The sequence below is a fragment of the Achromobacter sp. PD1 genome (assembly GCF_048541815.1).
GTDB lineage: Bacteria > Pseudomonadota > Gammaproteobacteria > Burkholderiales > Burkholderiaceae_B > Achromobacter > Achromobacter bronchisepticus_A.
This window is the reverse complement of the sequence record NZ_CP183349.1, coordinates 3,801,765-3,823,043: the sequence shown is the minus strand read 5'-3', so window position 1 is coordinate 3,823,043 and position 21,279 is coordinate 3,801,765. Positions and strand designations below refer to the sequence as shown.

At 67.1% G+C, this 21,279-nt stretch carries 18 protein-coding genes; 13 read left to right on the top strand and 5 right to left on the bottom strand.

What is annotated here, in order from left to right:
• Positions 1-4: 4 nt before the first annotated feature.
• The 9 genes from ACM1PE_RS18050 to ACM1PE_RS18010 all read left to right on the top strand — a co-directional run bounded on the left by ACM1PE_RS18050 (position 5) and on the right by ACM1PE_RS18010 (position 9,642).
• Positions 5-1,366, top strand: coding sequence for a CpaF family protein (locus tag ACM1PE_RS18050; protein WP_118935012.1), 1,362 nt, complete (start codon positions 5-7; stop codon positions 1,364-1,366).
• Positions 1,366-2,289, top strand: a complete 924-nt coding sequence (locus tag ACM1PE_RS18045) for a type II secretion system F family protein (protein WP_059372255.1) — start codon at positions 1,366-1,368, stop codon at positions 2,287-2,289. Before ACM1PE_RS18050 ends, ACM1PE_RS18045 begins: the two co-directional genes overlap by 1 nt.
• A 12-nt stretch (positions 2,290-2,301) precedes the next feature.
• Complete coding sequence (locus ACM1PE_RS18040) at positions 2,302-3,297, top strand: type II secretion system F family protein (protein ID WP_419340631.1); 996 nt, start codon at positions 2,302-2,304, stop codon at positions 3,295-3,297.
• Complete coding sequence (locus ACM1PE_RS18035; protein ID WP_059372261.1) at positions 3,297-4,166, top strand: tetratricopeptide repeat protein; 870 nt, start codon at positions 3,297-3,299, stop codon at positions 4,164-4,166. The genes ACM1PE_RS18040 and ACM1PE_RS18035 overlap by 1 nt, the downstream gene beginning before the upstream one ends.
• 22 nt (positions 4,167-4,188) lie before the next feature.
• Entirely contained in the window at positions 4,189-4,632 is a 444-nt protein-coding gene (locus ACM1PE_RS18030; RefSeq protein WP_419340630.1) for a DUF3613 domain-containing protein, read from the top strand.
• A 102-nt stretch (positions 4,633-4,734) separates the two neighbouring features.
• Positions 4,735-6,777 (top strand): pilus assembly protein TadG-related protein, encoded by a 2,043-nt coding sequence (locus ACM1PE_RS18025; RefSeq protein WP_419340629.1) that lies wholly within the window; start codon positions 4,735-4,737, stop codon positions 6,775-6,777.
• A 49-nt stretch (positions 6,778-6,826) separates the two neighbouring features.
• The gene (locus tag ACM1PE_RS18020; RefSeq protein WP_419340628.1) at positions 6,827-8,224 is read left to right on the top strand and encodes a sigma 54-interacting transcriptional regulator; all 1,398 of its coding nucleotides are present in this window, start codon (positions 6,827-6,829) and stop codon (positions 8,222-8,224) included.
• A 117-nt stretch (positions 8,225-8,341) separates the two neighbouring features.
• Positions 8,342-9,046, top strand: coding sequence for a DUF2968 domain-containing protein (locus tag ACM1PE_RS18015; RefSeq protein ID WP_251882039.1), 705 nt, complete (start codon positions 8,342-8,344; stop codon positions 9,044-9,046).
• A gap of 137 nt (positions 9,047-9,183) precedes the next feature.
• On the top strand, positions 9,184-9,642 hold the full coding sequence (locus ACM1PE_RS18010; RefSeq protein WP_059372268.1) for a DUF1178 family protein: 459 nt from the start codon (positions 9,184-9,186) through the stop codon (positions 9,640-9,642).
• Positions 9,643-9,710: 68 nt separating this feature from the next.
• Here the strand turns inward: ACM1PE_RS18010 and efp are convergent, their stop codons facing one another.
• From efp to ACM1PE_RS17995, 3 genes are all read right to left on the bottom strand, one after another.
• Complete coding sequence (gene efp / locus ACM1PE_RS18005; RefSeq protein ID WP_006225610.1) at positions 9,711-10,271, bottom strand: elongation factor P; 561 nt, start codon at positions 10,269-10,271, stop codon at positions 9,711-9,713.
• Between the two features lie 135 nt (positions 10,272-10,406).
• A complete protein-coding gene (gene earP, locus ACM1PE_RS18000) occupies positions 10,407-11,519 on the bottom strand; it encodes an elongation factor P maturation arginine rhamnosyltransferase EarP (protein WP_419340627.1) in 1,113 nt (370 codons plus the stop codon).
• A 6-nt stretch (positions 11,520-11,525) separates the two neighbouring features.
• Positions 11,526-12,728, bottom strand: a complete 1,203-nt coding sequence (locus ACM1PE_RS17995; RefSeq protein WP_059372273.1) for a DUF2863 family protein — start codon at positions 12,726-12,728, stop codon at positions 11,526-11,528.
• Between the two features lie 209 nt (positions 12,729-12,937).
• Here ACM1PE_RS17995 and ACM1PE_RS17990 point away from each other — a divergent pair, with 209 nt between their 5' ends.
• Entirely contained in the window at positions 12,938-13,714 is a 777-nt protein-coding gene (locus ACM1PE_RS17990) for a DODA-type extradiol aromatic ring-opening family dioxygenase (protein ID WP_419340626.1), read from the top strand.
• 74 nt (positions 13,715-13,788) lie between these two features.
• On the opposite strand, the gene acnA is transcribed toward ACM1PE_RS17990, so the two are convergent.
• Positions 13,789-16,494, bottom strand: coding sequence for an aconitate hydratase AcnA (gene acnA / locus ACM1PE_RS17985; protein WP_059372277.1), 2,706 nt, complete (start codon positions 16,492-16,494; stop codon positions 13,789-13,791).
• Between the two features lie 268 nt (positions 16,495-16,762).
• Positions 16,763-17,692, bottom strand: a complete 930-nt coding sequence (locus ACM1PE_RS17980) for a LysR family transcriptional regulator (RefSeq protein ID WP_118932540.1) — start codon at positions 17,690-17,692, stop codon at positions 16,763-16,765.
• 148 nt (positions 17,693-17,840) lie between these two features.
• Between ACM1PE_RS17980 and ACM1PE_RS17975 the strand changes: the two genes are divergently transcribed.
• The 3 genes from ACM1PE_RS17975 to ACM1PE_RS17965 are packed head-to-tail and all read left to right on the top strand — an operon-like array spanning position 17,841 to position 21,261.
• Positions 17,841-18,728 carry an SDR family oxidoreductase gene (locus ACM1PE_RS17975; protein ID WP_054453670.1) on the top strand — a complete coding sequence of 296 codons (888 nt, stop codon included), beginning with the start codon at positions 17,841-17,843 and terminating at the stop codon, positions 18,726-18,728.
• Positions 18,725-20,227 carry an AMP-binding protein gene (locus tag ACM1PE_RS17970; protein ID WP_419340625.1) on the top strand — a complete coding sequence of 501 codons (1,503 nt, stop codon included), beginning with the start codon at positions 18,725-18,727 and terminating at the stop codon, positions 20,225-20,227. Before ACM1PE_RS17975 ends, ACM1PE_RS17970 begins: the two co-directional genes overlap by 4 nt.
• 47 nt (positions 20,228-20,274) lie before the next feature.
• Positions 20,275-21,261 carry a Bug family tripartite tricarboxylate transporter substrate binding protein gene (locus ACM1PE_RS17965; protein WP_059372289.1) on the top strand — a complete coding sequence of 329 codons (987 nt, stop codon included), beginning with the start codon at positions 20,275-20,277 and terminating at the stop codon, positions 21,259-21,261.
• Positions 21,262-21,279: the final 18 nt, after the last annotated feature.

Genomic DNA, 21,279 nt, shown 5'->3' with positions numbered 1-21,279 from the left:
CGACATGATCATGACAGCGACGATAGAGTTCGGCGGCGATGGCGACAAAGGCTTCTCGGCGTCGGACCGCTACCAGGAAGTGAAGACGGCGGCCTACGAGCACCTGCTGTCCCGCATCGAAGAACTGGGGGCGGAGTTCGGCCGCTGGGCCAGGTCGGCGATCCAGGAATTCGTGGACATCGAGGTCGCGAGCTTCGTGCGCCTGCGCCGGGTGCCGATCAACGAAGGGGAAATGCGCGCCATTGCCGAAGCGCTGACCAAGGAACTGGCCGGCCTGGGTCCCCTGGAGGATCTGCTGGCGGACCCGGCCGTGGAGGATATCCTGATCAACGGCTATGACAATGTCTTCGTTTCGCGGCGCGGCGTGCTGGCCCGCGAGACGCTGCGCTTCACCGACAACCAGCACGTGCTGCGCATCGTGCGCCGCATCCTGGCCCCGATCGGCCGGCGGCTCGACGAGTCCAGCCCCATGGTGGACGCGCGCCTGCCCGACGGCGGCCGCCTGAACGTGGTGATCGAACCGTTGGCGGTGGACGGCCCCATGGTGTCGATCCGCAAGTTCCGCCAGGATCCGCTCAAACCCGCGGACCTGCTGACCCTGGGCAGCTTCGACGAAGAGATCTACCGGCTGCTGAACGAGGCGGTGAAGAACCGCTGCAATATCCTGGTGTCCGGCGGCACCAGCTCGGGCAAGACCTCGCTGCTGAACGCGCTGGCGTTCTTCATCCCGGAAACGGAGCGCGTGGTAACGGTCGAGGACACCGCCGAACTGTCGCTCAACCATCCTCACGTGGTGCGGCTGGAGTCGCGCCAGGGCGGTTTTGACGGCAGCGGCGCGGTCAGCATCCGCGAGCTGATCCGCAACAGCCTGCGCATGCGGCCGGACCGCGTGGTGGTGGGCGAAGTGCGCGGCGCCGAGGTCATGGACATGCTGCAGGCCATGAACACCGGGCACGAGGGTTCCATGGCGACCATCCACGCGAACTCCCCGCGTGAATGCCTGTACCGGATCGAGATGCTGGCCGGCTTTGCCGGATTCCAGGGCAGCGAGGACAGCTTGCGCAGGCAGATCGCCAGCGCGCTGGACTTCATCGTGCAGATCGGCCGCCTGTCCAACGGCAAGCGCCGTGTGCTGTCGGTGACCGAGATCACTGGCATGGGCGACAACGTGATCTCCACGCAGGAACTCTATCGCCACGAATCCTATGCGACGCCGGACGGCGAGGAGAAGGATCGCTGGAACTGGCTGGGCATCCATCCTCACACGCCCAAGCTGGCCAAGCTGCGCAACGAGGCGCGCGCCAACGACAACCCGCCGGACGACCGCGATGGCGGGAGCGGCGGATTCTGGAGCAGGAGGCGCTGATGCCCGAAGCCCTGGTCCTTGCAAGCCTGGCCGCAGTGCTGGCCATCGCGGCGGCGCTGCTGTGGCGCCACGCCGACCGCAGCGCCCGCCGGGCGGCCAGCTCCGCCTTTCTGGAAAGCCAGTTGCAGCGGGGCCGCGACGCGGCCGCCGCCGACGCGCCTTTCGCCGAGAGCTCGCGTCAGTTCCGCAGCGGGTTTTCCGGCTGGGACCGCTTGCTGCGCCTGGCCGGCCTGCGGCAAAGCGCGGGCTTGTATGTGCGCATCGCGCTTCCCGTCGTGGTCGGCGCGGCGCTGGCGTGGATCTTCCTGGGGGCGCTTTCCGGCGCAGTGAGCTTCCTGCTGCTGGCCGTGTTCGCCTACTTCCTGCTGTGGCTGCGGGCCGACAAGCGCCAGCGGCGCATGATCTCGCAGCTGCCTGCGTTCCTGGACAACATCGTGCGCCTGCTTACCATCGGCAACAGCATGGGCGCCGCCTTCCAGACCGCCGCCGCAGCAGCCGACGAGCCCTTGCGCGAAGTGGTGGAGACGGCGGCCAGCCTGAGCCGCTCCAAGGAGCTGGACGCGGCCTTGGCGCACGTGTCGCGCCTGTATGGGTTGAAGGAGCTGTACATGGTGGCGGCGGTGGTGTCGCTGGCCCTGCGGTTTGGCGGCCGCAGCGACCAGGTGCTGGAACGCATGGCGGCCTTCATGCGCGACGTGGCGCAGGCGCGCAATGAACTGACCGCCAGCTCGGCCGAGGTCCGCCTGTCGGCCTGGATCCTGGCCTTGCTGCCCGTGGGCATCGCGGGCTTCATCATCGTCGCCAACAACAACCTGTTCATGGGGCTGTGGCAAGACCCGCAAGGCTTCAGGATGCTGCTGACCGCGGTCTGCCTGCAGATCGGCGGCTGCTATTGGCTCTATCGCATGGCCAAGGCCATCTGACCGGGGGGGCGCATGCACATCCTGCAATCCTGGAACGCTTCCACCGTGCTGGCGATGGCGCTGATGCTGGTGGCGGCCGGCCTGGTGGTGCTGGGCCTGGGCATGGCGCGGCGCTTGCGCAGCCAGGGCCGCAGCCGTCAGGTGGTGGATCAGGCGCTGGCCGCGCGCGACGGCGCGAAGGCGCCGGCGGCCGCGCGCAACGAAGGCGGGCAGGGCAGGCTGGCGGCCGCCGCGCGGGCGGCCGACACGTTCGGCAAGCGCCTGAGCGAGGGCCGGCTGGCCGACGCCCTGTTGGCCGCCGAGGATCGCAAGCTGGTGGACATGGCTGGCTATGTCGACCCCGGCACCGCGCGCTCGCGCTTCGTCCTGATCCGGTTCGGCCTGGCGATTCTGCTGCCCGTGGCGGCGGTCGTGCTGGACTGGCACAAGCATCTGCCGGATATGCCGCTGGGCGCCTTGGTCGCGGCCTTCGTGGCCTTCGCGGTCGGCTACATGCTGCCCAAATGGATCGTGCAGCGGCGCCTGGCGCGCCGCCGCCGGCAGGCGGCCGATGAGCTGCCCTTGCTGATCGACCTGCTGCGCCTGTTGCAGGGCGTGGGCCTGTCGATCGACCAGAGCCTGCAGGTGCTGGTCAAGGAGTTCGGCCAGGTGCTGCCGGTGCTGTCATTCGAATTGCGGCTGGCGTCCGAGCTCTATGTGCGTGGCCGCACGCGCGAACAATCGCTGGCCAGGATGGCCACGGGTTTCGACAACGACGACCTGTCCGCCATTTGCCGCCTGATCGCGCAGGTGGACCAGCACGGCGGCGCGGTGCAGGAGCCCTTGAACCGCTTCGGCGAACGCCTGCGCGACAAGCGGCGCCTGGAGCTGAAGGAGAAGGTGGGCAAGACCACGGTCAAGATGACCGGGGTCATGATCGTGACGCTATTGCCCGCGCTGTTGATCGTGACGGGCGGGGCCGGTTTTATCGCGGTGTTGCGCGGCTTGTCGCGCATGGGGGGGATGTAATGAACGGCGCAACGGAAAACAGCTCGCGCGCATGGCGCTGGGCGCTCGTCGCCACGGCGCTGGCGGCGGGCGCGGGTTTGAGCGGATGCAAGACCAACAACGCGGAATCCGCCTGGCAACTGATCCAGCAACAGCAGCAGGAACAGGCGCTGCTGCGGCAGAAAGAAGACGAGGCCCAGAGCAAGAGCCGGCCCAAGGAACCCGAGATGATGCTGTCCATGATCGTCGAGTCGCAACGCCAGGAACGCTATTTCGCGTCGCTCGCCTACATCGACGGCTATCAGCAGAAGTACGGCAATGACGCGCGCGTGGCCGTGCTGCGCGCCGAGGCGCTGCGCCAGACCGGGCAGGCGGCGCTGAGCGAACAGGCCTATCGCGCGCTGACCGCCACCGACCAGGCTGCCGAGGGCTGGCATGGCCTGGGCCTGATCGCCGGTTCGCGCGGGCAGTTCGATCAGGCGGCCGATTACTTCTCGCGGGCGGCCAAGCTGGCGCCCATGGACGCGCGCATCCTGGGCGACCTGGGCTATGCGCGTCTGCGCGCGGGCGATCCGGCGGGCGCGCGCGTGCCCTTGGGGCAGGCGGCCGAATTGACGCCGGAAAGCGGCAAGGTGCTGGCGAACCTGGCGGTGCTGCTGCTGGTGGAGGGGGATCCGCTCAAGGCCCAGCGCCTGATGGAGCGGGCGCAGCTGGGCGAAGAGGCGCGCGGACAGGTTCTGCGCCTGGCCGCCGAGATCCGCGGCCAGTTGGCCCCGGCGCCGGGCGCTTCCCATGCGCCTGCCACCCGGGTGTCCAGCGGCGAACAGGCCGTCATGCCGTTGATGAGCCCCTTGATGGACGGCTTGGGCAACGGGCCCATCGTGCGCTAACTCCGTTTTAAGGAAGACTGCCATGTCCCCATCGACCCATCACGCCTTGTTCATCCTGGCCTGCGCGCTTGCGGCGCAGGCGCCCGCGGCCGCCCTGGCGCAATCCAATGCGCCGCTGACGGGCAGCATGTCGGGCGCCGCGAGCAGCGCGCCGGCCGCCCAGGCGCCCGCCACCGCGTCGGCGCCGGAACCCGCGTCCGCGGCCTCCATGCCGGAGCGGGCCGTGGTGCAGCAGGTGCAGACGCCGCTGCCGCAAGCGCCTGCCGCCGCGCCGGCGGCGCAAGAGGGCTTTGGCGACGTGACGCGCGGCCTGCTGGCGGCGCAGGCCGACGGGCGGCGCGCTGGCAATGCCTTGCCCGTGCTGGGGCCGGTGTCCACGGCGGCCTGGAACCGCTACCTGGAGAGCTTCAAGCATCCCATTCCCGCGTGGTTCGACCGGAATGTGGAAATCCCCAACGTCCAATAGGTTCGGAGCGTTGCTGTTCCCCGCCGCGTGCGGGTATGGAGTCGCAAGAGCATGTCAGCCGGCCGTCCGCATCCTTCCCCGCCGTCGCGGCAACGCGGCAGCATGACCGTCGCCGTCGTCTTCGCGGTGATGGTGGGGGTGGTGCTGCTCGGCGTGCTGCAGCTCGGCTACGGCTTCTACATGAAGCGCGAAATGCAGAAGGCGGCGGACCTGGCGGCGCTGTCGGCAGTCCAGGTGCTGAGCCTGGGCTCCAGTGCGGATTGCACCCGGGCCGCCGCCGCCGGCCGGGCTTCCGCGCTGGCCAATGTGCCGAACATCCTGGACGCGTTCACGGCCGCCGATTTCACGGTGGAATGCAAGGTATGGGATCCGACGCGTTCCGACCCCTCCGGCATGCACGTCTTCGATGCGGCCGGCGGGCAGGCCTATAACGCCGTGCGGGTGGCGGCGCGCAAGCAGCTGGCCAATCTCATCCCCGGCGTGGGCGGCGTCACGGCGTCGGTCGCGGCGGTGGCGACCAACACGCAGCCTGTGGCAGCCTTCTCGGTGGGATCGCGGCTATTGCGCCTGGAACGCGGCGGCCTGCTGTCGCAACTGCTGGCCACGGCGGGGGCCTCGCCCACGCAGCTGGACGTGCTGGACGCCGCCGGCCTGGCCAATGTCGGCATCACCCCGGCCGGCCTGCTGGAAGCGCTGGGCCTGCCGCTGTCGGTGGCGGCGGGCGTGGGTACGCCCGAGCAATTGACGGCGCTGAGCAACCTGACCCTGGGTCAGCTCCTGCACGCCACGCTGAGCCTCATCGACAAGCAGAGAACCGCCAACGCCGATGTCGGGCTGCTGAGCGCAGCCATCAATACGGTGTTGGACCTGATGCCGCTGAACCTGCCTGTGAAGCTGTTCGGAGACGGCGGCGTGCTGAATCTGGACGTGGTGGGCGGCGACCCCACCGCCGCTTTGCAGGCCCAGGTCAATGCGCTCAACATCCTGGAGACCGGGCTGGTCATCGCCAGTGGCAGCAATCTGATCAATCTGGGGCTGAGCGTGCCGCTGCTGGGCCTGGATGCGGGGGTGCGCATCGTCGAGCCGCCTGCAGTGGCTGTCGGCGGCGTGGGCGTGCAGGCCGTCAGCGCCGGCATCCGCGTGTATCTGCGCATCAACACCAGCAACATCCCGCTGGTCGGGCGCTTGCTGGCCAACACCCTGAACACCAAGGTCGATCTGCCCATCATCATCGACGTGGCGCAATCAACGGGTACGCTGCGCAAACTGTGCGAGGCCCCCTTGACCGAAAACCAGGCGGTGATCGATGTGACGTCGGCCGCGGCCAGCGTCTGCCTGGGACGCTTTCCGGGCATGGAGTCCAATACCGACATCAAATCCAAAAACTTCCAATCGCTCACGAACCGCTGCGAGCCCAGCGCATTCGGCTCCGTCGACCGCTATCAGGTACTGAACGTGCTGGGCATACTGCCGCTCAGCGCCCGGGTCACGTTGCCGGTGTTCAGTTCCTCCGCGCCCGTGTCGGTGACGCTGACCGCGCCGCCATCGCCCAACGCCACCGCCACCGTCAATGCCACCAACCTGGACCTCTCCAAACTGGCCGCCAACCTGACGGACGCGCTGATCGGAGGCATCCTGGGGGACTTGTTCAACAACGGCACGCCGCTGACAGAAAAGCAGCGCACCGATCTGGCGACGCAGTTGGTGGGCGGAGACGAGAACAACGCTGGCAAGACCATCTCCAAGGTCGTCAATGACATGCAGTGGTCCAAGACGGCGATGGACCAGCTCGGCACGCGCCTGACCACGGGCGGCTTGACGGGGGTATTGGGCGGTACGCTGCAACTGGTCGGCGGCATCCTGAATTCGCTCTTGTTTGCCCCGCTCAGCGATGTGACCTGCGCCCTGGCGCTGGTGCCCGACGCGATCCGGCAGTGCCGTGTCAACGCGGTCGGCACGCTGGCCTTGAACGGCAGCGGGCAGGTAGGCGGCGTGCTGTCGGTCGTCATGGTGCTGCTGGATCCCTTGCTGAGTTCGTTGTCCGTGGTGCTGCAGCAGCTGCTCAATGCGCTGGGCCTGAGCGTGGGCCAGACCGACGTATCGCTGATTTCCGTGGATTGCGGCAAACCCCGCCTGGTGTATTGACGATGAAGCCCGTGACCCCTATCTCTTCCATTCCCGCATGGTCCAAGCGATGAGCCAGAATTTCGCGCGCGAAGAATTCGACGTGTACGTCTGGGAAGGCACCTCCGACATTGCCAGCCGCGCCGAACGTTGCCTGGCGGGCATGGACGTGTCGCTGCTGCGCGCGGACGCCGGCACCGCGTTTCCGCCGCCGCGTGACCTGGCGCGGCCGGCCGTGGCCCTGGTGTCGGTGTCGGTGATGGGCGACAAGCGCTTCAGCGGCTACGACTGGCTGGCGGCGCAAGGTCTGCCGGTCATCTGGGTGGCCGCAGAGGCGCGCGGACGCGATCCGCGCTACTACCCGCCGGAATACTCCTACACGCTGCCGCTGACCTTCACCACCGCGGACCTGCGCAAGCTGCTGTATGAGCTGCTGGGCACGCTGAACCAGCTCAACCGCGCCGCGCCTCGGCGCGAGCAGCCGCTGATCGCCGTTTCCGCGACCATGCAGGATCTGCTGGCGGAAGCCGACATGTACGCCGACTGCCGCAGCAACGTGCTGATCCATGGTGAAACCGGCGTGGGCAAGGAACGCATCGCGCGCCTGTTGCATGAGCAGGCCGCCTGGTTCGACGGCCCCTTTGTGGCGGTCAACTGCGGCGCCATCCCCGAGGGCCTGTTCGAGGCGCATTTCTTCGGCCATGCCAAGGGCGCGTTCACCGGCGCGATCGGCGCGCACAAGGGGTATTTCGAGCAGGCCAACGGCGGCACGCTGTTCCTGGACGAAATCGGCGACCTGCCGCTGTACCAGCAGGTCAAGCTCTTGCGGGTCCTGGAGCAGAACACGGTGACGCGGCTGGGCTCGACCGTGGAAGTGCCGGTGGACTTCCGCCTGGTCGCCGCGACCAACAAGGATTTGCGCGTGCTGGTGGGGCAAGACGAGTTCCGCGCGGACCTGTACTACCGGCTGGCGGTGATCGAACTGCGCATTCCCAACCTGGAACAGCGCGGCCCGCAGGAAAAGGCGGCGATCTTCCGCGCCTTGCTGCAACGCCAGGGCGTGGAGGACGAAGCGCCGCAATGGCTGCTGGAACGTGTTTCGCGCACGCGCTACGAGGGCAATGTGCGTGAACTGTCCAACGTGGCTGAGCGCGTCGCGATTGTGCGGCGCCAGCGCCAGGTCTGGGACCAGGCGCGCATCGAACGCATCTTCGACCAATTGGCCGAGCCGCTGCGCCCGGCCGCCGCTTCGGCCGCCGCGCGGACCGAGCCCGCCGCTTTCACCGACGCCGAGCGCGCCGAACGCGAACGCGTGCTGGCGGCGCTGGACGCCAATGGTTGGCGCCGCCAGGATACCGCCCACACGCTGGGCATCAGCCGCAAGGTGTTGTGGGAAAAAATGCGCAAGCTGCAGCTGGGAGCAGGTCAGGGCGAGCCTGCCGATGGCATTGCCGAGACGGCGATGTGAACACGCAATAGGGAATGCCCCGTAGGGGGCGACAGTCGCGCGGCCGGCGCATGTAAGCGTATCTGTCCCGGCCGAAATAAATTGCTATAGTTCCGCAACGATTTTTTTGGGGAAGGCATGAACGTCCAGATTATCCGTGGCGCAGTCCGCATGGCGCTGCTGGGCACGGCCCTGTCCGGCCTGGCCGCTTGCGCCAGCGCACAATCCGAAGCGCCCCGGGCCACGGTTAAACAGGTCGAGGACACGCAGGCGGCTTCCACGCCCGTGACTCCCCCCGCGCCGCCGCCAGCCGCGCGTCCCGCATCCACGCTGTCGGAGCTGCAAAGCCTGATCCAAAGCCGCCAGGTGTCGGAGCTGCGCACGGCCTACAACGGCACCTACGGCGCCAGCCTGCTGTTCAAGCCGGACGACCTGACCTATTACGTCGCCTTGTTCCAGCAAAAGGACTTCTGGCGCGTGGTGAAGACCAAGTCGGACAAGCAGGCCGAAGCCACCTACCGCGCCTTCGTCGCCCAATCCGCCGAACTGGCCGAGGTGGACATCAAGCGCATCAAGATGCAGGCCGAGTACGCGCACGCCGAGAAGCTGCTGGCCAGCCGCAGCGCCGAACTGAGCACCCTGCAGGCCGATCGCGCGGTGCGCCTGCAGCAGGAAGAGCAGGTCGCTGCGCGCCAGGAGCAGTCGCGCCAGGAAGCCACGGCGCTGGCCGACCAGCAGAAGGACGTGCGCCAGCAGCTGCGCGACCTGCAACGCCAGATCGACGCCTTGCAGGCGCAGCAGGCGCAAGTAGGGAACCCGGCGGCCCAGAACCGCGGCAAGTAACCTTCGGGCATGCGCAAAAGCGGGCCTGCGGGCCCGCTTTGTGCTGGCCGGCCGGGATAGGTGTTGCGCTCGCAGGGGCTAAGCGCCTGTCGCCGGCGCTTTCTTGTATTCTGGGAGTTGCACCCCATATAGACGCCATGGCACTTAAAGTTTTCGACCTCCAGTGCGAACACAGCCACATTTTCGAGGGCTGGTTCGGTTCGCACGAAGACTATGACGCGCAACAGGCGCGTGGCCTCGTCACGTGCCCGGTTTGCGGTTCGGCCAGCATCACCAAGCGGCTGTCCGCGCCGCGCCTGAACGTCGCCCATCTGCACGCGCCCGCCGCCCAGCCCCAGCTGCCGGCCAATGCCTCCGACGCGGAAAAAATGGCCGCATTGCAGGCGGTCGTCATGCGCCAGGTGCGCGCCTTGCTGCGCAACACCGAAAACGTCGGACCGCGCTTCGCCGAAGAGGCGCGCCGCATCCACGAAGGCGATGCCGACGACCGCCCGATCCGCGGCACGGCCACGCCGGAAGAACGCGAATCGCTGGCCGAGGATGGCATCGACGTCATGGCGGTGCCGGATTTCCTGGACGACGAGCGGCTGCAGTAACGCCAGCGCGCTGCGGCAATAAAAAAGCCAGACCCGAAGGTCTGGCTTTTTCTTGCCTGCTTGCCGGATCAGTTGTTGACGCGGCTGCGGTATTCGTTCGTGCGGGTGTCGATTTCGATCTTGTCGCCGATGGCGCAGAACAGCGGCACGTTCAGTTCGTAGCCGGTGTTGATCTTGGCGGGCTTGGTCACCTTGCCCGAGGTATCGCCACGCACGGCGGGTTCGGTGTAGGTGATTTCGCGCACGAGGGTCGTGGGCAGTTCAACCGAAATGGCGCGGCCGTCGTAGAAGACCACTTCCACGGGCATCGCTTCTTCCAGGTAGTTCAGGGCATCGCCCATGCTTTCGGCTTCGATTTCGTACTGGTTGTACTCTTCGTCCATGAAGACGTACATCGGGTCGCCGAAGTAGGAGTAGGTGCACTCCTTGCGGTCGAGCTGGACGACTTCGAACTTTTCGTCGGCCTTGTAGACCGATTCGCTGGCCGAGGCGGTCAACAGGTTCTTGAACTTCAGCTTCACAACAGCGGCGTTACGGCCGGACTTGTTGTATTCGGCCTTCTGGACCACGAGGGGATCCTTGCCGACCATGACCACGTTGCCGACTCGCAATTCCTGAGCGGTTTTCATCGATAAAACTCCGGGGGTGATGGGTGCACTCGCCGTGCTTGCAAAAAGCCGCCGCAGACAGCGGCTTCATGCACACCCCGGGAGGCGTCATAGTTGAGGCCCGACAGATACAGGGCGCTCGGAAAACTCTCTATTCTAACGTTTCTTGGCCAAGTCTGCGCAAAAATCAGCCAGATTTTCGGCAAGATCCGGCAGCGCGGCCTGGCTGGCGTCCCAGGCCCGCGCGGCGGCGGCCCAGTCCGCCCAAGCGGCCGGCGCCAGGGCGGCGGACAGCGCCGCAGCGGTTGCGCCCGTTTCCGGGTGGTTCCAGGCCCGGATCAGCGCCTGGGCGGTTTCGGGGGCCGGATAGCGTGCCAGCCAGGCTTCCAGTTTCTCCAGGTGCACGTTTTCGTCCTGGGGATAGATCTGCCAGACCAGCGGGCGCGCGGCCCAGGCGGCGCGGACGAAGGAGTCCTCGCCCCGCACGAAATTCAGGTCGCAGCACCACAGCAGCCGGTCGAAATCGGGCTGCGCCACGAAGGGCAGGCGGGCCACCGACGGCGCGCCCGGCGCCGCGCAGGCGGCTTCCAGTCCGGGGGCTACGCCTTCGGGGGCAAGCAGCAGACTGGGGCGCGGGTCGGCCGCCAGGGCCCCGGCCAGCGCCGTGATCGGCGCAGTCGGATAGCAAAACAGGGACACGGTGCGCGCACCGTCGCGGCGGCGCAACAGCAGATCCTGCGGCACGCCCAGCGACCGCAGGAAGGCTTCCTGCTCTTGCGGCGATGCCTGCAGGGCGTCGCGCTCGGCCGACAGGCCCGGCTCGCGCAACAGCCCGCCGGTGGCTTGGGTGAAGCCGGGAAAGAAAAAGTGCTTGATCAGTCCGTCCGGCCGCTGCGAGGGCAGGCCATGGCAGCTTTCCACCCAGGATTCGGCGCTCAGGTATTCCAGGTTGATCCAGGCCGGATGCACGCGCCGCATGCTTTCCAGGAATGCCTCGGGTGGGTCGCAAGCGAATGCCTCGATCACCACGTCCCGCGCGGCCAGCGCCGGATCCGGCGATTCGGACCAACGCACGATGTCGATGCCCGCCAGTTGCTGGCGCGGGCTGTCCGTGGCAATCCCGGGCTGGATGCGGGCGAAGCTGGCCAGGTCGTCGACCCACAGGCGCACATCCCAGCCACGGCCGTGCGCCAGCCGGCGCGCCAGGCGCCAGCAAACGCCAATGTCGCCATAGTTGTCGACGACCCGGCAGAAGATGTCCGCTTGCATGGTGGCCTAGTGGAACTTGGCCGGCGAGGCCTCCGCGTCCTCGGGCAGTTCGGCATGCACCAATTCGCCCAGCGGATTCGGGAAGTAGGGCGCGCCGCAGTCTTCACAGTACTCGGGAGGCAGCACGCCAGGGATGCGGCGTACTTCGGTGACGCCGTATTCCTTGAGCAGCGCGGCGATCTCGTCCACCACGTCGGGCTGGCCTTCGTCGGACGGCAGGTCTTCCTCGCGCCCGTACAGCGGCCAGACGCAGCCGTAGTACACGTCGTTGCTGCTGCGCGCGGTGAAGCCGATGCGGTATTCGTCGATGCGGCTTTCGCCGCAGCCGGCCACCACCGCCCGCAACTGGGAGGCTTCCAGGCTGACCGCGCCCTCGAGCCAGCTGACCGCTGCACGCAGCGACAGCGGGCGCACACGCCGGTCGGCTTCACGGTTGCTGACATAGTAGGCGTCGGGCAGCAGGGCTTCGAAACCGCAGCCCGGCAGCAGGTTGGCCAGGGTCGGTTGGGCCTGCGCCGCCCATTGTTCCTGGCAGGCGTCGCGGCTGGCGTCGGCTTCGCCCAGCTGTTCCTGCCAGCGGAAGATCGGCTCGCCTTCGGGTACCGCGACGGCCGCCACGATATAGCGCGTATCGGCCAGCATGTTGGCCGTCTCGGTCTCGGTGTTCAAGGCGGGCTTGGCGGTTTCGGCGCCCAGCGCCTGGGTGCCCAGGCGCTGCAGCCATTGCCAGGTTTCGGAGAAAGTGCGGGGCATCTGGTCCACGCTGACCAACACCGGCATCAGCGAGCTGCGGGCCTTGCTGGACAGGACATGCCCATGCAGCTGCGCCAGCAGGGCCTGTTGCGCGCCGGCGGCGATCGGGCCGGTCGGAATGGCGTAGCGGGTCCAGGCGACGATGGGGGCCACGACCAGCAAAATGTCGTAGTGGACGCCATTTTTCTCGATCTTCATCGATTCGGACAGGGTTTCGGCCTGTTCGATCAGGATCTCGTATGCGCCCACGTCGTTCTGGGCGAGGTGGTCCAGGGCCGCTTCCAGGGGGGCGTCCTGCCCCGCCTTGAGCAGCTTTGGAATCGCTACGCCAAGCTGGTTCTCCCAGAACACGTCTTCGAGGCGGCTGCCCGAGCGGTTGAGCGCCTGGGCAAGCGCGACCAGTTTGGCGGCGTCACGGGTGAGGCGGGGAGCGGATTGGCTGCGGGATCGGGCCATAACTTCGGGGAGCGTCCAGTAAGTGTGCAACTGTGTAGTTTAACGCCCGGCGCGGACGGCGGCGCGCAGCCCCCGTGAGGCGCGCCAGCCATGGCGGTACAAATGTATTGATGCCAAATCAGCAACAGATAATGCCAATCAAGGTGGTTTATTGCTGATAGGAAACGGCGGAAAATACCCTCATCTACTCAATATCAGGAGGCGCCGCCATGCGTTGGCCTACGCTTTTCGTATCCCATGGATCCCCCATGCTCGCCGTCGAGCCTGGACAGACCGGCCCGGCGCTTGCCGCCTGGAGCGCCGCGCAGGGCCGCAAGCCCAAGGGCATCCTGGTCGTGTCGCCGCACTGGATGGGCGAGGGTCTGGCGCTGTCTACCCGCGACCGCCAGGTGGCCTGGCACGATTTCGGCGGTTTTCCGCCGGAACTCTATCAATTGCAGTACGCGGCTCCCGGCTCGCCGGAACTGGCGGCGCGGGTGCAAACCCTGCTGGCCGAATCGGGCATCGTGGCCGACCTGGATCCGCGTCGCCCGCTGGACCATGGCGCCTGGGTGCCGCTGCGCTACCTCTATCCGGAAGCGGACGTGCCAGTGGTGCAGCTGTCGCTGGACATGGGGCGGGATGCGGCTGGCCAGCTGGAGCTGGGCCGCGCGCTGGCCCGGCTGCGGGACGAGGACATCCTGGTCATCGGCTCGGGTTCGCTGACGCACAACCTGCGCCACGTGCGCATGCCGCAGGACGCTCCCGCGCTGCCCTACGTGCCGGCCTTCCAGCAGTGGTACGCGGACAAGCTGGGCGGCCATGACTTGCCGGCGCTGCTGGATTGGCAGGCTCAGGCGCCAGGCGCGTCGCAGGCTCATCCGCACGACGACCACCTGATGCCCCTGTACGTGGCGCTGGGAGCGGGCGGAACCGGTTTTCAGCGCCTGACCGATGAAATCTCGTACGGCGCGCTGGCAATGGACGCCTACGAGTTCGCGGACTGATTCGATGCGCGGCCGCAATGAAAATGGCCCGGGAACCTCGCGGTTCCCGGGCCATTGCCTTGCCGGTCAGGCGATCAGGCAGCCAGCAGCTGGCGCAGCACGAAAGGCAGGATGCCGCCGTGCTGGTAGTAGTCCACCTCGATCGGGGTGTCGATGCGCAGCAGCACCGTCACGTCCTGCTTCGAACCGTCTTTGCGGGTGATCGTCAGCGTCACGTCCTGCATCGGCTTGATGCCGTTTTCCAGGCCGGAAATGTCGTAGGTTTCCTCGCCGGTGATGCCCAGCGACTGCACGCTGTCCGAGCCCTTGAACTGCAGGGGCAGCACGCCCATGCCGACCAGGTTGCTGCGGTGGATGCGTTCGAAGCTGCGGGTGATCACGGCCTTCACGCCCAGCAGCTGGGTGCCCTTGGCTGCCCAGTCGCGTGACGAGCCGGTGCCGTACTCTTCGCCGCCGAACACCACGGTGGGGGTGCCCGCGCCGACGTACTTCATGGCCGCGTCATAGATGGACATCTGTTCGCCGGTGGGCTGGAACAGGGTGTCGCCGCCCTCGAAGCGGCTGCCGTCCGGCAGCGCCGGAATCATGAGGTTCTTGATGCGCACGTTGGCGAAGGTGCCGCGCATCATGATCTCGTGGTTGCCGCGGCGCGAGCCATAGCTGTTGAAGTCGGCCTTCATGACGCCGTTTTCCTTCAGCCACTTGCCCGCGGGCGAGGTTTCCTTGATGGAGCCGGCCGGCGAGATGTGGTCGGTCGTGACCGAGTCGCCGAACACGCCCAACGCACGGGCGTTCTTGACCGTCGGCATCGCGCCCGGCGTCATGCCGAAGCCGTCAAAGAAGGGCGGTTCGGCGATGTAGGTGGAATCAGGCCAGTTGTAGGTGTCGCCGGTAACGCCCTTGATGTTCTCCCAGAGCTTGCCCGGGTTGCTCTTGACCTGGCCGTAGTTGGCCTCGAACGCCTTGGGATCCAGGGCGTACTTCAGCAGCGATTCGATTTCCTCGGTGGTCGGCCAGATGTCGCCCAGCCACACGTCGCCGTTCTTGCCGCGGCCCACGGGCTCGGTCATCAGGTCGCGCGTGACCGTGCCGGCCAGGGCGTAGGCCACGACCAGCGGGGGCGAGGCCAGGAAGTTGGCCTTGATGTTCGGGTGGATGCGGGCCTCGAAGTTGCGGTTGCCCGAGAGCACGGCCGAGCAGATCAGGTCGTTGCCGGTGATGGCCTCGTTCAGGTCCGGGGTCAGGTCGCCGGCGTTGCCGATGCAGGTCGTGCAGCCGTAGGCGGCCACGTCGAAGCCCAGCTTTTCCAGGTAGGGCAAGAGGCCCGTCTTGGTCAGGTATTCGGTGACCACGCGCGATCCCGGGGCCAGCGAAGTCTTGATGTGCTTGGGCACGGTCATGCCGGCTTCCACCGCCTTCTTGGCCAGCAGGCCGGCCGCCAGCAGCACGCTGGGGTTGGAGGTGTTGGTGCAGGACGTGATGGCGGCGATCAGTACGTCGCCGTTCTTGACCTTGGTGCCGGCGCTGGTGGTGAAGGTCTGCTCCAGCTTTTCGGCCGGCTGATTGAAGCCGTTTTCAGCGACCGGCTTGGAGTACAGGTCGATGAAGGTGTTCTTGACGTTGCCGATCTCGATGCGGTCTTGCGGGCGCTTCGGACCTGCCAGCGACGGCGCGACGGTGGACAGGTCCAGCGTCAGCAGCTTGGTGAAATTGATGTCCTTCGCCTTGGGCACGCCGAACATCTTCTGGGCCTTGAAGTAGGCCTCGAAGGCGGCGATTTCGTCTTCCGTGCGGCCGGTGCCGCGGAAGTAGTCGATGGTGCGCTCGTCGACCGGGAAGAAGCCCATGGTGGCGCCGTACTCCGGCGCCATGTTACCGATGGTGGCGCGTTCGGCCACGGACAGGCTGGCGGTGCCTTCGCCGCAGAATTCGACGAACTTGCCCACCACCTTCTCGCGGCGCAGCATTTCAGTGATGGTCAGCACCAGGTCGGTGGCCGTGACGCCGCCGCGCAGCTTGCCCTTGAGTTCCACGCCGACCACGTCGGGGGTCAGGAAGTACACGGGCTGGCCCAGCATGCCGGCCTCGGCTTCGATGCCGCCCACGCCCCAGCCCACCACGCCAATGCCGTTGATCATGGTGGTGTGGCTGTCGGTGCCCACCAGGGAATCCGGGTAGTAGACGTTGTTCTTCTTGTCCAGGTGCACGCCGCGCGCCAGGTATTCCAGGTTGACCTGGTGGACGATGCCGAAGCCCGGAGGCACGACGCCAAAGGTGTCGAACGCCTGCATGCCCCACTTCATGAACTGGTAGCGCTCTTGATTGCGCTTGAATTCCAGCTTCATGTTCAGGTCCAGCGCATTCTTGGTGCCGAAGTAGTCGATCATGACCGAGTGGTCCACCACCAGGTCCACCGGCACCAGCGGCTCGATGCTCTTGGGGCTCTTGCCCATCTTGTCGGCCACGGAACGCATGGCCGCGATGTCGGCCAGCAGCGGCACGCCGGTGAAGTCCTGCAGCACCACGCGGGCCACCACGAACGGAATTTCGTCTTCGCGGCGGGCATTGGCCTGCCAGTTGGCCAACTGCTTGACGTGCTCTTCGGTGACCTTCTTGCCGTCGCAGTTGCGCAGCACGGATTCCAGCACGATGCGGATCGAAACCGGGAGCCGCTGCACGTCGATGCCGAGGGACTTGCCCAGCGCCGGCAACGAATAGTACTGACAGGATTTATTGCCGATCTTGAAATTCTTGAGGGTGTCTAGGGTGTTGTGCGGCATGATGGACTCCGTGGTTTTGCCCGGTTGAAGCCGGCATTTTCTGGCGTTTTTGCGCATTTGTCATTCTATGTGAGACTGATGCCTGCGCGGCCGTATGTCTTATATCTTATATAAGACTTGAGCGAACCGCCAAAGTTCCCCTACTGCAATCAGGGGCGGGCGGTCGTTGGCCCAAACCGATACTCTGGCCGAGGCGTGCGCGGGTCGCAAGCCTCTTTTATCAAGAAAGTCCTACGCGCATGTTGCGGCCCAGCGAGGCGACGCGGGTCTACGCAAGAAAATCGCGCAGCAGCACGGTCAGTTCGGTACGCAGGAAATCGACCACCGCGCGCTGTGCGGTCGAGGGGTAGGGGTTGGGCGTGGTCAGGATGAACAGCTTGTCGCCTGGCCCCATGGCCTGGTAGGCCGGCAGCACCGGCGTCAGCCGTCCCGCGGCAAGATCCTCGTGCACCACGTAGGCCGGCAGCAGCGCCACGCCCGCGCCGGCGCGGGCGGCTTGCGCCAGGAACGGGAAATACTCCGACTGCAGCCGCGGCGCGAGCTTGGCCTCATGCAGCTGGTCCTTGCGGCGCAGCCGCAGCGTGACCTGGGGCCTGGGGTCGGGCGGACCCAGGAAGTGCAGGCGGCCGAGGTCGCGCGGATGGGCGGGCGGGCCGAACTGCTGCAGATAGGAAGGCGCCGCGCACAGCACCCATTTCACGTCGCCCAGCGCGCGTGCCACGTAATCCTGCGGCGGCGTCGTCATCACCCGCAGCGCCACGTCGATTTCCGACGAAATCAGGTCGCTCACCCGGTTCGAGAACAGCACGCGCAGCGTCAGCGCAGGATGGCGCAAGGCGAAGCTCACCAGCAGCGGGCGCAATTGGTCCAGTTCTCCCAGGCCGGTGGGAATGCTCAGCCGGACGTGGCCCGCAGGCTCGGTGCCGAGCTTTTGCAGCGCATGGCGGGCGGATTCGACCTCGCGCGCCATGCGCGCACCGTGCTCGTACAGCACCGAGCCTTGCTGCGTCAGCTCCAGCCGCCGGGTGCTGCGGCGGATGAGCTGGGCGCCGAAGGCGCGTTCCAGTTTCTGCAGGTTGCGGCTCACATGCGACCGGGTCACGCCGTGGCGCACCGCCGCCTCGCTCAGCGTGCCGGCATCGACGATGGTCACGAACAGCTGTATCAGGTTGAGGTCCAGCGCGGGCAGGGCGGGCATGCGTGGTCCTATTGTTGACTCTGAGGAAACATAGTTTACGCAAGCTGCGGGATTGTCGCGGCGTGGCGGCGGTTGATATTCTGGCCTCCATCACCAAGGAGACCAGGCCATGCCCCAAAACCAGCCCGGCGGGACCGTCCCGCAAACCATGTTCCGCGCCGATCTGTTCCGCGGCGAGCGCATCCTCGTCACCGGGGGCGGCACCGGCCTGGGCTATGCCATGGCCGAGCGCCTGGCGTCGCTGGGCGCTGCGCTGCACCTGTGGGGACGCCGCGCCGCGGTGCTGGAAGAAGCCGCCGCCGGGCTGCGCGCACGTTACGGCGCCGAGGTCCACGTCCAGGCGGTGGATATCCGGGATGCCGAGGCCGTGGACGCCGCGGTCGACGCCATCTGGACCGGGCATGGTCCGCTGACCGGCCTCATCAACAACGCCGCGGGCAATTTCATCAGTCCCACCGAGAAACTGTCGCCGCGCGGCTTCAACGCCATCGCCGACACGGTGTTCCGCGGCACCTTCTACACGACCCAGGCCGTCGGCAAGCGCTGGATCGCCCAAGGCACGGGCGGAGCCGTGCTGTCCATCGTGGTGACCTGGGTCTGGACCGGTTCGCCCTTCGTGGTGCCCTCGGCCATGTCCAAGGCCGGCATAGACGCCATGACCAAGTCGCTGGCCATCGAATGGGGCCGCCACGGCATCCGGCTGAACGCCATCGCGCCGGGCGTGATTCCGACCGAAGGGGCCAGCGCGCGGCTGCGGCCCAAGGATTCGGGCGCGGATGCGCAGACGCAACAGAATCCGATGCGGCGCCTGGGCACGGGGCATGACATCGGCGAGCTGGCGGCGTTCCTGCTGAGTCCGGGCTATGACTGGATCAACGGCCAGACCATTGCGCTGGACGGCGGCGACTATCTGGCCAACGGCGCCTACTTCAAGCAATACGCCGAATGGAGCGACGCGGACTGGGCCGCCGCGCGCCAGGCCATCGAAGCGCGCACCGCGCAGGACAAGGCGCAGCGCAGCACGGGGGGCGCATGACGGACAGCACGATCCACGCGGGCGGCCAACACTTGTCGGGCGCGGCGCTGGCCGCGCGCGGCGTACAGGTCGCCGCCGGCCTGGCGGCAATGGGCGTGCGCGAAGGCGATGTGATCGCCGTGCTGCTGCGCAACGGCCTGCCTTATCTGGAGATCATCCAGGCCTGCAAGCGGCTGGGCTGCTACTACTGCCCGATCAACTGGCACTTCACTGCGGCGGAAGCGGCATTCCTCATCGAAGACAGCGGCGCCCGCCTGCTGATCGCCCATGCTGATCTGTGGTTGCCGCTGCGCGATGCGTTGCCCGCCAGTCTGCCGGTGCTGCTGGCCGGTCCCGGCGCGTCGCAGTCCGGCCCTGCGGACTACGACGCCTGGCGCGACCGCCAGCAGCCCTACGACGGCCCGCGCGTGGCGCCGCGCGGCCACATGGCCTATACCTCGGGCACCACCGGCCGGCCCAAAGGCGTGGTGCGCGCGCCGTTCCCGCTGGAACATCTGGCGCGCCACCTGGAACAGGTCGAAGCGGTGGTGGAGGCGGCCTACGGCCTGCGTCCAGGATCGCGCGCGCTGCTGCCCGCGCCGATCTACCACAGCGCGCCCAGCGTATTCGCGCAGGTCGCCTTGCGGGTCTGCGAGACCTTCGTGCTGACGGACAGGTTCGATCCGGTGGAAGTCCTGCGCCTGATCGAGGCGCATCGCATCGATACGGTGTATCTGGTGCCCATCATGTACGTGCGCCTCTTGAGGCTGGACGCCGCCACCCGCGCCGCGCATGACCTGTCGTCGCTGCGCTTCGTGGCCTCGACCGGCGCGCCCTGTGCGCCGGAAATCAAGCGCGCCATGATCGAATGGCTGGGTCCGGTCATCCATGAAACCTATGCGTCGAGCGAGGCGGGCATGGTCACGGTCATCGATTCGCACGAAGCGCTTGCCCGCCCCGGCAGCGCCGGCCGGCCCATCGGCGGCGCGCAGGTCAAGATCTATGCCGAAGACGGCTCGCCCTGCGCGGCGGGCCAGGTCGGCCGTATCCACGTGCGCCAGCCGGCCTACGCGGACTTCACCTATCGCAACAACCCGCAGGCCCGCGCCGACGTGGAGAAGGACGGACTCATCGGCCTGGGCGACCTGGGCTATCTGGACGCGGACGGCTATCTCTACGTGTGCGACCGCGAATCGGACCTGGTGATCTCGGGCGGCGTGAACATCTATCCGGCCGAGGTCGAGCATCAGCTGATGCAGTATCCGGGCGTGGCGGATTGCGCGGTGTTCGGCGTGCCTGACGACGAGTACGGAGAGAGGTTGATGGCGCTGGTGCAGCCCGCGGCGGGCGCCTCGCCCGATCCCGAGACGCTGACGCAATGGCTGGGGGAGCGAATCGCGCGCTACAAGGTGCCGCGCGAATTGCAACTGCGGTCGGAGTTGCCGCGCGACGACAACGGCAAGATCGCCAAGCGCCGGCTGCGCGCCGAGTTCTGGGCGGGCAGGCAGCGCCAGGTATAGCAGGGCGGCGTATCGCCGCCATAACAAAACCCACAAGGGAGACAGGCATGGCAATCAGGCTGAACCTCAGGCTGCGTCGCATCGCGACCGCGGCGATCGTCGCGCTCGCGGCTCCGGCCGCCGCGCTGGCGGCATTTCCGGACAAACCGATCAAATTGGTCGTGCCCTACACGCCGGGCGGCTCCGCGGACCAGTTGTCGCGGGTGCTGGCCGAAGGCATGTCGCGCGACCTCGGGCAAACCGTGGTGGTGGAGAACAAGCCCGGCGCCAATACCATGGTCGCGGCGACCCAGGTGGCCAGGTCGGCGCCGGACGGATACACGGTTTTCCTCGCCAGCAATGCCAGCATGGTGCTCAATCCCATGCTCTACCAGCGCATCGCCTATGACGCCGCGCGCGACTTCCGCGTGTTCGGCATCGCCGCCGAGTTGCCGCTGGTGGTGGTGGCGAACAACGAGGTCCCAGCGGGCACGCTGGCCGAGTTCGTCGCCTATGCCAAGGCTCGGCCCGGCAAACTGAACTACGCCTCCGTGGGCATAGGCAATCCGCTGCAGCTGGCGACCGAACTGCTGAAATCGCGCACTGGCATGGACGTGGCGCATATTCCGTACAACGGCAGCGCGCCGGCCCTGACCTCGCTGATGGGCAATGACACGCAGCTCATGGTGGACGTGATCAGCACCTCGCTGCCGCTGGTGCGGGAACGCAAGATCAAGGCGCTGGCCGTCACGACCGGCGAGCGCCTGGCCGTGCTGCCGGAGGTGCCGACCGTGGCGGAAAGCGGCTTTCCGGGATTCCGCGCCGCCACCTGGTTCGGCCTGGCCGTGCCGCGCGCCGTGCCGCAGGCCGAGGCGCAGCGCTTGCAGGCGGCGCTGGACAAGGTGCTGAAGGATCCGGCGTTTCGCGGTCGCTTCGAGCCGCTGGGTCTGGTGATCCAGGCGCCCCGCAGCCAGGCAGAAATCGATGCCTACGTGCAGGAAGACCGCCAGCGCTGGGGCGCGGTGATCGAGGCCAATCACATCAAGCTGGACTGAGGCGGCAACGGCCGGCTG